The organism is Spirochaetales bacterium (assembly GCA_016930085.1).
In the GTDB taxonomy this organism is placed as follows: Bacteria; Spirochaetota; Spirochaetia; order SZUA-6; family JAFGRV01; genus JAFGHO01.
The window spans coordinates 26,707-43,085 of record JAFGHO010000015.1 but is presented as its reverse complement, the minus strand read 5'-3'; the positions used below and the strand labels follow the sequence as shown (position 1 = coordinate 43,085).

Below are 16,379 nucleotides of genomic sequence, written 5' to 3'. Positions count from 1 at the left end.
TCTTAATTACCCTTTTTTAAAAAAAGTGGGGAATCTTGTTTACCCTGATCGGGTAAAAAATGGGGAATTGAGTTTACCCTGGACAATAAAACCACCGGGACCATTATACACAAGATGCGTCAACAGTTTATCTCCGGTTTGATCGCAACTATTCCGGTCAGCGGTACGATATTCATTTTTTACCTGATATTCAACCTTTCGGAACAGATGTTCGGTCATCTGTTAACGGAATATTTCGGTATCTATTTTATTGGAGTGGGGGTCACCGGTCTCATTCTAACGATGATTGTCATCTGGCTGATCGGCATTATTACTTCCAGTTATGTCGGAAAAAAAATAATGGATTTTCAGGAATTTCTTTTTTTAAAAATCCCTTTTTTAAACAGTATTTTCAGAACTCTCAAACAACTTAGTCACGGAATCTTCGATAACGATAAAAAATCCTTTAAATATCCGGTGTTGGTTGAGATTTTCAATCGCCATTGCTACAGTATCGGTTTTGTTACAGGGAAAAAATCTGTTAGAGTGGGTTCTGAAAAAAACAAAGTGTATCATGTCTTCGTTCCGACCGCCCCCAATCCGACATCGGGATTTCTGATTTTAACAAGCCGGGAAAAACTGAAGAGACTCAATATGACGATTGAAGAAGCGTTTAAAACCATCGTGACGGCCGGAATAGTACATAAAAATAAATACCGGCTGAAAAAATAATATATTAACATCATGTTAATGAAAGACATATAATCACCTTTGATAATAACGTATGTATATTAAAATGAGAAAAAGAGACAACGGACATATTATTATACTGGACCTTGAAGGTGAATTGGATCTTTATACATCCGCCGATTTGAAGAAAGTATTTGATTCATTGAGCAAAAAGGATAATATCAACCTCCTTGTGAATATGAAAAATGTCTCCTATATCGACAGTACGGGGGTCGGTGTTATCGTCAGGGCGATCCGGGACATGAAAAATAACGGAAGAAATCTCAAAGTAATTCAGATGCAGCCCCAGGTAAAAAGAGTATTCGAACTTTCGAATATTTTATTTTTAATCGACTATTATAAAGACGAAAATTCCTCCGTTGCCGGTATATAAACAATCCCGCAACAAAGCGTCACTCTTAAAAAAAATCACCGTAACACGGACACACAATTTTTTCATCCTTACACGTTATCGTAATCAGGAGGAATAATATGCCGCGCAACCGGAAACAACCGGCTGTAACATTTTATCCTCCGCCTTGTAAAAAATAAATTGCACCTTTTGTCTTCTTATCCCGTCGAGTATATCATCCTTGTTTTTCTTCGCATCGACGAGGGTTTTCCATGATGTCAATTGCGAAAAATAATGAAAATCGCTGTTCGCGATGACCGGTAGTCCCGTTTTACTCAAATGCTTTGAAAAAAACCATCCGTTTCCTATTTCCCAGGCATCCACATAGTGCCGTAATTCCTTCCTACGCAGCCATAAATGAAATGTCTGCGGTTCGAGTCTTCTGGTAAAAAGCGGATGCGCCGCAATACCGAGCCCGCCGATCGAACGTATTTTTTTCAGAATAACGGCCGAATCATCCTCTGCGGATAGAAATTCTTTCACATCAAGAGCAACGATATGTGAAGATTTCAGCGGTGAAATATTGTTTTTTGTAATCTCAAAACCGGTTACCACAATCATACCGTATTGTCTCCATGCACGTTCACGCTCCTCTTCAATTGTTTCGATATAACTGTCGAAGTTCTTTTTCGTCAATGTGACATCGAGCCTTTCCGTTATTTTTCCTATCAATGTATTCGTTTCAGCGAGATGGTCCGTTATCGCTATGGCATCGAATCCGGCATTGCCGTAAATGTCGACAATATCGTGAATCGAATGCCGGCCGTCGCTGAAATTAGAATGAATATGCAAATCCGTCAATAACATCATCCCCTCCTTTTCATTCAAAACATCTACTTATAGCGTTATGATTGTATTAATAACAGGTTATATTTTCCTTATTCTATTCATGAGGCAAAGGAACGAATGGAGGAGTATATACACGGCATATATTGTAAAAAGAAACGCCCGCTATTATTTACCTATTCATTTATTAATATAAACCTAAAAAAAAAAATACATAGTTCGACAACGATACAACCGGGAGGTATTGCATGATAATTTTTATCCTCATCCTGATTTTCCCCTGCGTCATTTATTTCGGTAATATGCTGCTCGGCAACATCGGGTTGCTGAAATTGAAACAGAAGCGATACAGACACTATGAACCGTTTGTTTCGATTATTATTGCCGCAAGGAATGAAGAAAAACATATCGGTGAGACACTCGAATGTGTGTTGAATCAACAATATCCGGGAGATAAATACGAGGTGGTACTTGTCAATGATGCATCGATCGACGGGACTACCGATATAGCCGGCGCCTATATGCAAAAATACGGAAACCTTCGCATCGTCAACCAGCCCGAAAAATGCCCGTACGGTTCGAGAAAAAAATACGCCCTCAAAAAAGGCATAGAACAGGCCAGAGGTGAAATACTACTTTTTACCGACGCAGACAGTACCATGTCGGATCGGTGGATTAAAACCATTGCCGGGTGTTACGATCCGGAAGGAACAATCGGGGGCGTCTGTTCGTTTGTCTGCCTCCCGCATAAAAGCAAAGATACACCCGTTATGCGTTTTCAGGAACTCGATTATATCGCCTTGAGTCTGTTGTGCGCCGGGTACTTCGGACTTGGATACCCCGCCTGCAATAACGGAAATAATTTTTCATATCGAAAAAGCCTTTTCCTCGAGGTCGGAGGATTCGACGGGATCGAGCATGTGGCTTCCGGCGACGACGACTTGCTTCTTGAAAAATTCGCGACATTAACGGATAAAAAAATAGTGTACTGTTCTGATCCGGACTCCATCGTCGAGACCGCTCCGGCCCCGACTACAAAAGCGCTATTGAATCAACGTTCGCGCTGGGCTTCCAAGGTATTTGTATACAAACGCCTGTCATACACGATTATTATGCTGGGAATCTTTCTGTTCAACCTCATTCTCTGCCTGGCTCCTTTATTCATTCCGTTTTTTGGAAACGCCGCTTTTCTTTTTATATCCCTTTTTATCGGAAAACTAACCGTAGACGGACTGCTCGTGCTGCCCCGGCTGAAAAAACTCAATCGACTTCGGCTTAAAAAAGGATTTGTACTGCTCGAACTGCTGCATCCGTTTTATATCGTTTATATAGGAATATCCGGCGTTTTAAGCAATTTTATTTGGAAACAGCAGGGAATCGGTTCCTTTGTAAAATCGAAATATGTGAAGGAACCTTCGTAATGCAGCGCGATATTCGAATGAAAAAGCAAAAAAAACCCGGTTATCCCCTGCCGCGATTATTATTGACGCTTGGTCTCAGCATGATCGTTATCTTCCTTATCAGTTTATTGACGTTCAACGCCAAAACGATTATGGTCTTTCGTCAAATCAGTATATACTACATGATATTCCTTTTCATGATGTGGGTGGGACTCGGAATTTTCGACACATGTTCCCTCTATTTTTTTGCAAAAGGTTTCAGCTTTGAAGTCACCATTGCCGGCGCCTTCAAAGCCGTGACAAAACGGATATTCTATAATGTTATTACCCCGTTTAATTTCGGGGGGCAGCCCGCCGCAGTAAAGGCATTGACCCAATACAATATCACCTACGGTAACGCGTATTCCATCGTGTTCGGCAAACTGTTTATCTATTCTTGTTTGAATACCGCGGGAGGGATTATATCATTTTTCGCTTACCGCGAACAGATTAATGAATATTCGGGTTTGAGTATTCTGTTCCTATTATCCGGCATTCTCACTATAATTATGGCCGGCATTTTCATACTCGGATTTATTTACCCGTTTTTGGTTGTTCGTATGGCCGGGTTTATCGAAAAATCGCTTAAAAAAACCGGCCTTTTGAAAAAAGATTATCAACTGAAAAAAAGGATAACAAAGGAAATAATCTCAGCACGAAGCGCAGTCTTCCATTTTTTCAATAAAAACCTTTTCAATCTCCTTACCGGTTCAGTGTTTATTTTATTCCTTTATTTCGGTAGACTCGTTATGCTCTGGCTTTTATTTCAAGCTATCGGTATCAATGTCGATTTTATCGACGGCTGCGTATTGAGCGCTTTGCTTCTGTTCCTCATCTCGTTCATCCCCACGCCCGGAAGCGCAGGATTGGGAGAAGCATTATTCACATTTCTGGCCGCCCGCAATATTCCTCTTCACTTGCTCGGCGTCGTTCTTCTTTTGTGGAGATTGTTCTATCAGTATATAGGAGCAGTCATCGGGGGATGCTTTTCGATCAATGATATCTCCGGTTATATATTCGGAAAAGCAAAACCGCAAAACAAGGTAAAGTCGGCCGGTCGCCTTTGATCGCGAATCCTCCGACGATATCAAAATTTCAACATCACAAAAGTAACATCATCAATTTGCGGCTGGCTTTCCCGATATCGATGGAAATCATTCATAATCGAAGTTTTTAGTTTCAAAAGGGGTTCATCTTTCATTTTTTTAACAAGTGCCGCGATTCTTCTTAAAGAATATGCCTTTTTACTGTCATTGGTTTGATCGAAAAATCCGTCCGTCAGGAGAAGAAGGCATTCCCCCTTTTTAAGTGAAATTTGATTTTCACGGAATGCCGTATTCGCTAAAATCCCGAGTGGTAGATTGACTTCCTTGTTTTTTATAGTCGTCAACGAATTATCCTTGAGAATGTACATGTATGAATGACCGAAATCGTAGAAGGTGATGTTTCCTTTATCCTCGTCAAAGTGCAAGAAAATGCCGGTGACAAACCGGTCCAGTCCGAATGTATGATAGATATAATCATTCAGCTTTGATATAAAAAAATCGAGGCCTTTTGAATAATCGAATATATTCATCATTCCGCCTATCACCGATGTGACAAGCGCGGCGGCAACCCCTTTCCCCGAAACATCACAGATCGCGATAATCCATTTTTTTTTCTCATACTCTTTTATATAGTAAAAATCACCTCCTACTTCTTTTGCCATGCAAACGAAACCAAGGAACTTGAAACCTGACGTTTCGATACACTCATGATCCTTTACGATATTTCCCTGAACGGTTTTGGCCAGAATGATATCCTTTCGCGTCATTTCCGAAAGATAGACGAGCATATTACGGGTTGAAAATATTCCGGCAAAGGTCCCGTCGTGTTTGACAAGACAATAATAGGTGGTTTTTACCGCTTTCATCGCCCGATATATCAATTCCGCCACGCTGAGAATATTACGGTCATACAGAAAAATTTGTACCTGTTGTTTTACTTCCGTTACAGGATGATTCCGCAGGACGTCCCTTCCATACGGCCTGCTTAAAAGATTGAGGAGATCATTCACAATAATGGCACCAATCGGTTTGTTTGCTTTATCAACGATACAAATCGCTCTTATTGTATCGTTTTCCTTTATATCGTCCGCAAGATCTTCGATTCTTTCATCGTGACGAACATAATAAAATTGTGTGGCGATTCTCGAAATTTTCCTTCCCGCGGGATCTCTTTCTGGTACGTATCGTTTTAAAACCTTTATTAAATGTTTCCGGTTATTTCCGGATTCGCTTTTATCATCATACTCAATCTTTTTTTTTATAATCATATCGCAGTACTCCTTTGTGAATGACACATTGTCATCGTTATTGTTAGTATCCGATTAATCATGCATGAATTTTTTACTATATCCCATTCCTCTCTGTCGAACCTCGGACATTAATGGAAAGATACATTATACAAACTAGCATAATTCTCAAAATTTAATGATCATTTGCTAATATTTCAATGTAATTATCGATTATATGATTTACGGAGTGCCATGTCTTGCTTTCTCACATCTCCCGGTAACAGAAGCAATGAAGGAAATAAAACAGTCGGGATTCACGGCCGCTGAATTACCGTACGGGCGGCTGATTGAATCCGGTGTATCCGGACATAATATCGGGATTACCGGTCTTGAACTCGGATTACGACTTTCTTTACACTGTTCCCCTTTTAAGAATACACCCCCGTATTCAGAAAATCACCTCATCGATATATCATATACACAGATCGCCCGCATCTTCGAATTTGCATCGATAGTCAAAGCGGATACCGTGGTGATCAATCCCGGCAAACTCGATTTTCCCGTAACCGGCCATGACGATGATATGAAAAGGCTATTTGAGTTGCTTTTTTATCTCGATACGCTGGCGGCTGCTCACGATATATGGATAGCACTTGAAGGAATAAAACCGGAGAGAAACCGTAACAGCGGAGATTATGAAGGATTGTCATTTGTCATGGATAACGCATGGAACAGGATTAAGTACGCACTTGATTGCCCGTCTATGCCTACACTGGAGGACATGTTCGACAGTGTACCATTTGGCCGGATACATTACATTCATCTATATGCCGGTTTCACGCGTGAGGCCGGATGTATGCCGGAGAACGCGGTATTGGAGACGCTGTCATATTACTACGACGGTTATGTTGTTTTCAAGGACAGACTTCAATCAGGCAATTTTCATTTGAATAATCATCATAAAACATGGGATTCCCACTCCGTTTTATCACACTGAAAAGCGATATAAAGTACCACTATCTATTTATATAACAGTCATACATAATTTCGACATAGACCTTCATATCTGATGCGGCCGGTGAACACGGCTTTCAATAGATATGAATCGGTGAAGAAATTGCCTCATCACCATCAACCTGATGAATCCGTACATAATAATAATCTCCCGCATCTACTGTCAATGATTCTGTTATTACAAAGCTTGAACTGTTACCACTCCACCCGCGAATAACCTCGCCATTTTCAAGTAGTTCAAGCCGATCAAAATTTTCATTATCGAAAGCATTAATAACAATATTGCAATTTCCGGCCACTACTTTTCCGCCCATCCTGCTTCCATTCATACAAAACGATAACACAAGTTTTTATCGGCGGTCGAATAAAAACAGCGTTTTTTAGTGCATTATAGATTGCTGCCTTCGTTAATGCCTGTGCGATAACGGCGAGTCGATAATCATTTCGTGTGCCAAAGGTACCCACATGGTTGTCGTCGGACCCGGCTGCGCCTATCTCCCAGTCCCGAAGTAATGCTTCATCAAAATAACCTTTTTTGCCGTCATTGCTAAAATAACCATTCAGGATGTCGATTTAACTCTTTTCATAAAGACAAAAGCCGGACTGATAGAGCCTGCCTGATTATGTTATGTTACGCCGTTATCTTTGTTTATTCTTCAGGTGTTATGCCATATATACAGCGTTGCTTTAATTCGATCCGATTTTGATAATGTTATGAAGCATGAACAAGAGCGCCGCTTCCATCATCACCTTTGCTTTTCCCCTTCTCATGAATATTCTGTATTTCAGATTATGTTTTATTTGACCATATGGTGATTCAACGGTATGCGAACGCTGCTTATATCTTTTCTTGTTTTGCTTCTTTTTCATCCTCTTTCTCATTCGCTCGCGCACCTCTTCATTTTTATCACGTAATATAACCCTGTGAGACGACTTCGTACATAGTGCCCGTTGAGGGCATTTCCTGCATGCTTCGAGATTCGCATAACGAGCGTAATAGCGACCGGATTGCTTCACATCGCCTTTCCTGTCAAGCAGCTTCCCGCACGGACATTTATAGCGATCCTGCTTCTTCTCATATAGAAATCGTGATCTGTCATATTCTCCTTTTGTGGTTTTATTATGAATCTCGACGTCCAGCAGTTTGTCAGGTATCAGCGCTTCCTGTTCGGCTTCATCCAGCTTCTCGTAATTATCCATCGATGCAAATCCGGCATCCGCAACTATTATCCTGTGTCGTCCCCCGGCTTTCTCTTCACTCCCGGTTGCCGCTTCCATTAACGCTTCAGCGTCATTGCATCTGTCGTTCACCTGAAAGTGGATAATGAAATCGCTTCCGCTGTCTGCCGTTGTTGTCACGCTGTATGCCGGATTGATTTCCTTGTTTGCCTATTGCAGAAGAGAACAATCAGAATCGATCATATTGATTTTCATCTTCTCTTCCAACTTATTCTTCTCCGTTTCCGTCCTCCCGGCTCCTTCTTCTTCAATACGTTTCTTGAGGGCTTTTACACCGGCTTCCAGCGTTGCTTTACGCTTTTCAAGCATTTCCTGTTCAATCGTACTCTCTTCATCCGTCTTCTCGATCAATTCCTTGATCCTTTCCCTTATTTTCCTTCGCTCTTCTTTCATTCCGGAGAGTGTCTTGAATCGTTTATATGATGCGTTCGCGCGTATCTTCACGGTGTCGATCGCCAACACATCAAAATTAATCAGATCCTTTTCGATACCAATTTCGACTATCTGTGAAAACAGCTCCACGATCCTTTCTTTGTGTCTCGAAAGAAATTTACCCATCGTTGAATGATCTATCCCTTCATCTCCCGTCAGCTAGCGGTACCCTAAATATGCTGTCGTATCATGCTCGATTTTCCTGAGTGAAAAACGGCAATTGTGTATGGCGTAAAGCGCAACCTTTATGAGTGTCTTCGGATGTATCGGTTCGCGGCCATTCGGCGAATCGAGGTCATATTCAACCTCAATTGAACTTGTGTCGAGTGATTCCACAAGCGCATCAATCGTTCGAAGAGGACTTCCTATCGGAGCGATGCTTTCAAGATCTATAGTCGCAAACAGCAACTGCTGTTCGCGGTTAGGTATGATGAATTGTCTCATGACAAGTATCCTATCACATTATTGAAGATAAATCGACAGCCTGATTATTATAATAATATATCTCAAATCCTTTGTTCTTATTCCACAACTCCATTCCGACAAACTTTTCTGAAGGACGTGAAATAAAGTGGTTGAATTCGACACCTGTTGAATTCCGGCCTCAGGGGTGATTAAAAAAAGCTATGCCCTCTCTCTTCAAGCCAGCCGACAAGACCATAAAACGTATCGGTACCAGACTCGTTAGCCCTGCAGATATCTTCAGTATTTGTCACTGTAACATGGCCATAAGTATTGTGCGACCATTCGAATCCCGAAAAAGCGACGAATACACCGTCCTGATTGTAACGGCCGGCAGTGTTTATCAAGGATTTCCATTCCTTATCAGTCAACCTTTCTGCATGATCGGAAAGGCCAAAAAAATCAAGCCCCACCGTGTCCCTGGCATAACGGTAAGCATCATCCGGGCTTCCTTTCCCGTCCGAATAATTGGAATGATTATGCAGCATGCCGTAATAAACTGTCGCGGGTGTATCGATGGAAATCGATTCCGTTTGAATTACCAGAATTTCTTCTTCCGATAACTGTACATGGCATCCCGGTAACAAAAACAGAAGTACTGCTATTATCAAAATGCCAAGTAATATACATTCACATTGTCCCATTATTCCCCCTCTTTTAATTACAGAAATTTCTTAAACAAAACGTAACGATTAGGAAAAAAATGAAATATTAAGTTGGAATGTATATGTGTTAAGTGTTAGTTTATTATTAGAAAGCTTTGTCTGTTTTTAAGCAAGCTTCTAAAGCAATCCGAATATAATTATTATAAGGAATTTCGGATTGCTTTAAGAAATGTTTGAAAAAATAACCATTTCCTAACGAACAACTAACCTGTTTTAAAAACAATACAGTGAACATTATAGCATGTTAGCAGTAACCATTATCGCGTGTGTTATAAGTCTATGTTTTACCTCTATAGTCGGAGCCGCATATCTGAGATATGCGGAGGAATTCGCGGACAATATCACTGACAAATTGCTTTTGGATAAAAAGAGAGACAAGAAATACCGGGCGCATTTTTCACAATAAACGAGTTTTTAGATCGGGTTGTACGCAGTTTCCTGTACAGCCTGCACTCGTATAAAGATATTCATCCGGATACAAATAATCGAATCATAATCAATACTCCATGGAATCCTTATCCGCGGTTAATTCATCCGTAATACTGACTTGCAATTATTATCATAAGTGAATTGTCAATATATAAATGAAAGTCATACAGGAGGTAACGAATGAAGCTGTCCATAACCACTGCATTCTCAAACAAAGGATCACTCGAGAACAAGATCGAGGCGATCGCCGGCGCGGGATTTACCCATATCAGTATCGATGACGGGCTTACCGAAAATCTGATCCATTGCGGGGAAAAAAGAATCGCGGCGCTTTCAAGGCTGCTGATTCGAAACCGCCTTTCTGTCGACTGGATTCATTCGCCGTTCAGAAACATCCGGTTGTATACCAGAGATATGAAAACATGGACACAATCCATCGCCAAAATACTTCAAACAATCACATTGGCCGGGAAGCTGAATGCCCGCTCGGTCATCGTTCATGCTTTCGACACTATTACGGCGATACCCGACAATCTTCATATGTCAATGCTTCAGCTGAAAAATGCCGTCGAACTGCTGCTCGATGCGGCATACAAAGCAGGCGTTTATCTTGCCCTCGAAAATCTCATTGAATCATACATGAACAATATAATAATCAATGTGATCAACGCCTTTTCCGAGATCGGATTATGCCTCGATACGGGACATGCCGAGATTTCCGGATCGTGGCCGGTCTTTCTTTATACGGATATTCTATCCCGTCTTGTCGCCCTTCATATCCACGATAATCACGGAATCACCGATGAACATCTCATACTTGGCGATGGGCAGATTGATTTTTGCCGCCACATTAAAACGATATACGAAAGCGGATACGACGGGGTCTGGGGCATCGAATGCATACAGGACATCGGAAAATTCAAAGGCACTCCTGTAACCATAGCCGAAAAGGCTTCTTCGAATTTGAAGCATATCCTTTTACTGTGCGATACCCTTATCCCGGCGAGGTATATGTAGCGGGGCACCAGCTATTTAGAGCGACAACACCGTGTTTTTTCTTAACGCACCGGTAAATACCAGAAGAAATCGACGATATGCTGTCCTGCAGGGCTTCTAAGAAAATCGATAAAAAGCACGGCTTCACTTGACGGTTCTCCAACCGTCACCATATTGAGCGGCCGCGTGATCGGGTACTTTCTGTTGAGAATATTCTCATGGGTGAAAGCAACGCCGTTTATATTTAACGCTTTCAAACATTCGTCGGGAAGGCTGTGAAGTTTGGACAGGGGGGCGTATCCGATGGAATTCCTGTTCCTGGAAACAGCCCTCATCATTCCACGGTTCCCCATCGTCTGTATACCGTCACATCGAATACGCGCGTCGTCGCCGTATACTCTCATAAGAACAAGTTCCAGAAAAGCACGGTCCGTATCGCTCCATGGTTTGTTTTTTACCGGTACGATCGGCAGATCCGGTCCGCCGACCCTGCTCCAGTTTGATATTTCTCCGGTAAAAATGGCGGCCGCCTGCTCGAGTGTTATATCATCTACCGGAAAGGAATCCTTCACAATCAGCATGATTCCGTCCATCGCGATTGTTGTCGCACAGAGCCCGTAGCGTATTTCCTGTTTGTAAAGTTCTCTGCTTACGGCGGCGATGTGATATGTGCCGCAGAGCACCCCCTGTATACCGGCCCCCGAACCGGGAAAATCATAATGAAATTCCGCATGTTCGTCTATTTCCTTATATACGTCGAAAGCCCTCTCAAAAATCCATCTCATGGTCGAGGATCCCCCGATGCATAAACGCATCACTCCGCACGGATCTTGTTCTTTTGTTCCGAAACAAAATACATCGATACATACGAAAAGCATCATGACGATGGCAGTTATCCGTTTCATGCTTCACTCCTTTGCTGAATCATCCTCCAAGTATTTTTTATCGATCTCAAACGATCATCAATAGCCTTTTATACAAGTACGCCGCCCCGGATTCATTCAATCTACATCGAAATCGTGACGGATAACTCAAACCGGCGTCCCTTGCGGTATTCTTTTTGCACCCTGTCGCCGACGACTTCGTAGGCGGGAAGATCGAGCAGGTTTTTCATCTTTAATTCCACAGAAACAACCTCGTTACATTGCTGTTTTGCGACAACATCGAGCCTGTGGAATGGTTCCTCATAGAGATCCGGCGTCCCCCATGTCCCTATACTCAGTATTCTCCGGCCGAAGACGTTGTAGTTAAGATAAATCGAGGTTTTAATCGGTCTGAATTTCGACCACGAGACACTGTTTTCGTAACCCAACGATACATTGATCACATAGGGAGACTGTCCCTGAAGCGGACGTTTCTGCGAAGTGTTTCTGATCTCGTTTTCAGGATCAGTAAAATAATTTCCCGGATAAGAAACTTCCGATGCGATGAAGGATACGTTTCCCGCCGTGTAGAGATCGCGAAAAAAACCGCCGACGGAACCCCAGAAAACACGGGTTTTTCTTTCCTCCTCGAATGATTCATAATGATGTGCATCGAGGGACATACGAATCAAATCCGCAACAGCGGCAAAGGTCAATTTCCATTCGAACTCGACACCGATATTATAGGCGGAAGGGGTGTTGATCCAGGAATAAAGCCTTGTGGACCCGGCCTTGACCAGAGCGACTTCCTCGATGGGATTCACAAAATACTTGTAAAAAACACCAAGAGAAAGGCTTTCCTTCTCGGAGGGATATGCTTCGACAGCGAAATCGACGTTATAAATATCTGCTTTTCCCAATTCGGTATTCCCGATGATCTGACCTTCACCGGCATACAAATCCTTTATCGCGTTCGACATCTCGTGAAAATCGGGTCTGTTCAGTGTCTTGCTTGCGCAGAGACGCGCCTGGTAAACTGACAAAAACGGGAGGGTCAGATTTATCGACGGCAGGATATCGAACGTCCGGAGAACGACCCGCTGCGGATTGTTCGTGTAAAGATTAAAGGTATCGACAACCTGTTCGCCGTACTCGAAACGCGAGCCGACATTGCATCTGAGGTGTTTGAAAAGAAGCATATCGAGGGAGATATATCCGGCGAAAATAATACCGTATGATGTATAGTTGTCTGTCGTGAGTGTCGTTTCCTGAAGATTGAAATATTCACCGATATATTCATCGGTAAATATTTCATCCACATCCTGCTCGAGGACATCCCCTGGCACATTCGCCTCGCTGAACGCGAAAATTAACTTTCTCGAATCATTTGTACGGCTTCTATACAGCCCCTGCGCGCCGAATTCGATAAAATCGGAAGGGCTTTTCGAAAAAATCGAGACTGGAAGAAGCCATGAGAGTGATCCGTCATGAATATGATCGACGACATTGACATATACCCTTCTTGAACCCTCAGGGCGGTCGGAAAGCCGGTAAACGTCTCCGTCCTGGGAATCATATCTCGTCGTCCTGTGATCCGGTTCGTAGCGGCTCGCGCACGAGTAGTTATACTGCCATGCGATCATCGATTCATTGAGCGATGAAAACGTGCAGCTTCCCGCGAGCCGTTGATAAAAAAGCGTTTGTTCGATCCATGACTGATCTGTCACACGGATATACTCATCGTCATCCGAATAATATCCCTCATACTGTTCCGTCGTTGCATCGGTAAGCCGGACAAGCAGTGTCGAGAGTTCAATACCAAGGATGTTGTTTATATCGACAATAACATCGATCATTCCACAGATATCCGTTTCCAGGGTAGTCGTGTCGGCTGTGTAATCATAGTTAATAAAGTATTCTCCCGTATTTTCATTATAGATGATTTGTTTCTCGCTTCTCTCCGTCTGTAAATCCGAGGAATTCTTGTAAATAAATGCCATATTGTAACCGAGATTCGATTCACGTGAGATTTCTATTTTATCACTTAACGTCGCGGCAATACCGTAATCCGGCAATAAAAGCCTTTTTTCCGCCATCCACGTCTTGGGCATGATTTCCCCGAGGGCTTCAATTTCCTCCGGTCCCAGGCCGCCGCTTACTTCAGAACCAAGGATAACCTTGTCCTTTTCAGCGACTTCATAGGGGAGTTTTCTCTTCCCGTCATCGATCCCTAGCCAGTCCAGACCGCCGGGCACTTCACTCATGGCTTCGATGAAGGTTTTTTCCGGATCAAAGCCAAGCGACATTTTGATCGTCGAACGCAGCCTCCTCCTGTACCTGTCGTCGGGAATGCCGTTTGTTCTGACCATGACGGCCCCGCCGCTGAAATCTCCCAAAAGATCGGGCGAATATGCCTTCTGTACCGCGATACTCTCGATAATCACCATAGGGAAAAGATCGAGCGGTACCACACGTTTGTCTATTTCCGGACTCGGAAGATAACCGCCGTTGAGATAAGATGAGGAATAACGTTCCCCCATTCCACGGACATACACGAATCTTCCATCCAGAATCGTAAGTCCGGTTACGCGGCTCAGTGCCGAGGCTGCATCGGAATCCCCCATCTTCGATATTTGTTCCACCCCGATAAGGTTGAGAAGGACCGCCGAGTTTTTTGTTTCTTCGAGAAGACTCGCGATTCCGCCCTGCGATTGTACCTCGACCGTCGCGAAAACCGGTACCTCATCGAGTTCCATTGCCGAGGGTGTCAATTCAACAATGACCTCCGTTCCCTCATTGGGCCTGATATTAATCGCCACAATGGTCTGGGTAGAAAAATCGGCATGAATGACCGAAAGGGCATAGGTTCCTGAAGGCAATTCCGCGATGAACGATCCGGATGCATCGGTTTTGAATTCACTTCCAAGCCCCCGAAAAATTATCGTCGCCCCCACAACAGGCTTTCCCGTCTCGATATGGCTCACCTTTCCTGATAGAAACCCCATATCCGTAACACCTGTTTCACCGTCCGGCGAATCGATATCGTCATCTAAAGCCGCGATTTTATCTACTGTTACCGATTCACTATAACCGATATTTACAACATATCCACCTTTATCCTTCTTTGATATAGTCACAATGATCTCGGTAATCTGGTTTTCCCGGACCTCGACGGTCAAATCCGTTATCCCGCTTTCCTTATATATCATTTTGATATCGATTACTCCCGGTTCATGGAAAAATCCGATGTATCCGCCTTTATTCGATGAATATATCATGTTTCCGGTTTCGGCAATGGCACCCTCGATCGGAAGCCCTTCATCCGAAAAAACATACATCCGCACTTCACCCGAAATATCTCCGCTCCAGCCGGAGAAACCTAAACAGAAGAACAAGATGATGAATAAAAATCTCGATTGCCTGAGCATATTCGGCTTCCTTAAAATAGTTGAACGGATTTTGATTTTAGGATTTCGATCGCCTTGCGAAGTTTTACCGCTTCCGTGAAATAATCTTCATCCGTGATTGCCGAAAGACAGGAAAGTGCCTTATCATAAAGCTGTATTTGAAAAAAAGCATACGCGACAGCGTAACGCATCCGATTATCGTCGAGGAGTCCGAGTCTTTGAAGCCTTTCCTCGAGTGCCAGTGCCTCTTCGAATTTTCCGGTTTCAAGAAAAAGCGTAAAACGTTGTTCCGCTTTTAGACGCTGGTCGGAGATGTATCTGTTGAGATAAAGCGCCCTGTCAAAATCGCCCGCCCTGCGATAGAGTTCGGCGGCTTCCGGATAAAATTCTCTATCGTATATCGCAACCTCTTCGACGAGTTTCGCCGCTGTTTGAAACCGGTTTTCCCTTAAATAGATACCGGCTAACGCCAGTCCGATCCTGGAATCCTCCGCAAATTTGAGTTTCGCCGTTTCGAGGACCCGTATGGCGGAGTCGGTTTCACCGCCGCGCCTCAGTGCTTCCCCGATCGTCATATATGCTTCACTTTTATCTCCGAACTGTACAAGGTATTTTTTTGCCTGGAATGCCGCCTCCCGTGTCAGATTGAGTTCCAGAAGAAACGATATACGTTGCAGGTGAAACCGGTTGTTGGACGGGAAGAGTGTTATTGCCCGGCCGAGCGTTTCGAATGCCGCAATCCTTTCTTTCAGGTTCCAGTGACACTGAATTCTCATCCCAACCAGGTCCGGATACATGTTGATATTGCCTGTTTTTTCGATTGAAAGAAGCGCGTTCCGGTAATCCTCGAGCCCGTAATACGCCTGGGCCATGTAGGCATTAATGACGGGATGCTGTCTACCGTGAGAGAATGCGCTTTTAAAATCACTCAACGCTTCTGTAAAAAGTGATTTATTGAGAAAAACGAGACCGCGTACCGTGAAATAAAGCCCCATATCGATGCCGGGCGTATCGGGATTCACCTTTTCGAGAAGTGATTCGGCCTTGGCGTATCTTCCGTCGCGAATCATGACAGCGGCGATACTCAGATAATCTATTTCATTATTCATTGATTCGATATCGGAAAAATCTCCCTCTTCTTGTTCTCCGGTACCAAGAGGAAAAGCCGCTTGCTGAATGATGAACAACAAAAAAATGATGATTCTATTTTTAACCCGTGTTTCCACATACATTCCTTTCATATCCGTGAGCG

The 16,379-nt window shown here is 43.2% G+C and carries 16 protein-coding genes; 6 read left to right on the top strand and 10 right to left on the bottom strand.

Features of this window, described 5'->3' with window-relative positions; translation table 11 throughout:
* Positions 1–114 precede the first annotated feature (114 nt).
* Together JW881_02480 and JW881_02475 are read left to right on the top strand one after the other, a co-directional pair.
* Positions 115–711 carry a DUF502 domain-containing protein gene (locus JW881_02480; GenBank protein ID MBN1696357.1) on the top strand — a complete coding sequence of 199 codons (597 nt, stop codon included), beginning with the start codon at positions 115–117 and terminating at the stop codon, positions 709–711.
* Positions 712–775: 64 nt separating this feature from the next.
* Positions 776–1,102 carry an STAS domain-containing protein gene (locus JW881_02475; protein MBN1696356.1) on the top strand — a complete coding sequence of 109 codons (327 nt, stop codon included), beginning with the start codon at positions 776–778 and terminating at the stop codon, positions 1,100–1,102.
* Between the two features lie 84 nt (positions 1,103–1,186).
* Here the strand turns inward: JW881_02475 and JW881_02470 are convergent, their stop codons facing one another.
* The gene (locus tag JW881_02470) at positions 1,187–1,930 is read right to left on the bottom strand and encodes a PHP domain-containing protein (GenBank protein MBN1696355.1); all 744 of its coding nucleotides are present in this window, start codon (positions 1,928–1,930) and stop codon (positions 1,187–1,189) included.
* A gap of 224 nt (positions 1,931–2,154) precedes the next feature.
* Between JW881_02470 and JW881_02465 the strand changes: the two genes are divergently transcribed.
* Together JW881_02465 and JW881_02460 are read left to right on the top strand one after the other, a co-directional pair.
* On the top strand, positions 2,155–3,327 hold the full coding sequence (locus tag JW881_02465; protein ID MBN1696354.1) for a glycosyltransferase: 1,173 nt from the start codon (positions 2,155–2,157) through the stop codon (positions 3,325–3,327).
* Complete coding sequence (locus JW881_02460; GenBank protein MBN1696353.1) at positions 3,327–4,412, top strand: flippase-like domain-containing protein; 1,086 nt, start codon at positions 3,327–3,329, stop codon at positions 4,410–4,412. The genes JW881_02465 and JW881_02460 overlap by 1 nt, the downstream gene beginning before the upstream one ends.
* 20 nt (positions 4,413–4,432) lie before the next feature.
* Here the strand turns inward: JW881_02460 and JW881_02455 are convergent, their stop codons facing one another.
* Positions 4,433–5,659, bottom strand: a complete 1,227-nt coding sequence (locus JW881_02455) for a SpoIIE family protein phosphatase (protein ID MBN1696352.1) — start codon at positions 5,657–5,659, stop codon at positions 4,433–4,435.
* 250 nt (positions 5,660–5,909) lie between these two features.
* On the opposite strand from JW881_02455, the gene JW881_02450 reads away from it, so the two are divergent.
* Positions 5,910–6,617 (top strand): hypothetical protein, encoded by a 708-nt coding sequence (locus tag JW881_02450; GenBank protein MBN1696351.1) that lies wholly within the window; start codon positions 5,910–5,912, stop codon positions 6,615–6,617.
* A gap of 94 nt (positions 6,618–6,711) precedes the next feature.
* Here JW881_02450 and JW881_02445 read toward each other — a convergent pair whose 3' ends face one another.
* From JW881_02445 to JW881_02425, 5 genes are all read right to left on the bottom strand, one after another.
* Positions 6,712–6,948: a hypothetical protein gene (locus JW881_02445; protein MBN1696350.1), complete on the bottom strand. Its 237-nt coding sequence runs from the start codon at positions 6,946–6,948 to the stop codon at positions 6,712–6,714.
* A gap of 373 nt (positions 6,949–7,321) precedes the next feature.
* Positions 7,322–7,993, bottom strand: coding sequence for a transposase (locus tag JW881_02440; protein ID MBN1696349.1), 672 nt, complete (start codon positions 7,991–7,993; stop codon positions 7,322–7,324).
* Positions 7,994–8,023: 30 nt separating this feature from the next.
* A complete protein-coding gene (locus JW881_02435; GenBank protein ID MBN1696348.1) occupies positions 8,024–8,431 on the bottom strand; it encodes a hypothetical protein in 408 nt (135 codons plus the stop codon).
* Between the two features lie 33 nt (positions 8,432–8,464).
* Positions 8,465–8,749 (bottom strand): hypothetical protein, encoded by a 285-nt coding sequence (locus tag JW881_02430; protein MBN1696347.1) that lies wholly within the window; start codon positions 8,747–8,749, stop codon positions 8,465–8,467.
* A gap of 170 nt (positions 8,750–8,919) precedes the next feature.
* Positions 8,920–9,411: a DUF3604 domain-containing protein gene (locus JW881_02425; protein MBN1696346.1), complete on the bottom strand. Its 492-nt coding sequence runs from the start codon at positions 9,409–9,411 to the stop codon at positions 8,920–8,922.
* Between the two features lie 630 nt (positions 9,412–10,041).
* On the opposite strand from JW881_02425, the gene JW881_02420 reads away from it, so the two are divergent.
* Positions 10,042–10,878 carry a sugar phosphate isomerase/epimerase gene (locus JW881_02420; GenBank protein MBN1696345.1) on the top strand — a complete coding sequence of 279 codons (837 nt, stop codon included), beginning with the start codon at positions 10,042–10,044 and terminating at the stop codon, positions 10,876–10,878.
* A 41-nt stretch (positions 10,879–10,919) separates the two neighbouring features.
* Here the strand turns inward: JW881_02420 and JW881_02415 are convergent, their stop codons facing one another.
* The 3 genes from JW881_02415 to JW881_02405 form a co-directional block, all read right to left on the bottom strand.
* On the bottom strand, positions 10,920–11,762 hold the full coding sequence (locus tag JW881_02415) for a phosphate ABC transporter substrate-binding protein (GenBank protein MBN1696344.1): 843 nt from the start codon (positions 11,760–11,762) through the stop codon (positions 10,920–10,922).
* A 101-nt stretch (positions 11,763–11,863) separates the two neighbouring features.
* Entirely contained in the window at positions 11,864–15,148 is a 3,285-nt protein-coding gene (locus tag JW881_02410; GenBank protein MBN1696343.1) for a carboxypeptidase-like regulatory domain-containing protein, read from the bottom strand.
* Between the two features lie 11 nt (positions 15,149–15,159).
* Positions 15,160–16,353 carry a hypothetical protein gene (locus tag JW881_02405; GenBank protein ID MBN1696342.1) on the bottom strand — a complete coding sequence of 398 codons (1,194 nt, stop codon included), beginning with the start codon at positions 16,351–16,353 and terminating at the stop codon, positions 15,160–15,162.
* Between the last annotated feature and the right edge of the window lie 26 nt (positions 16,354–16,379).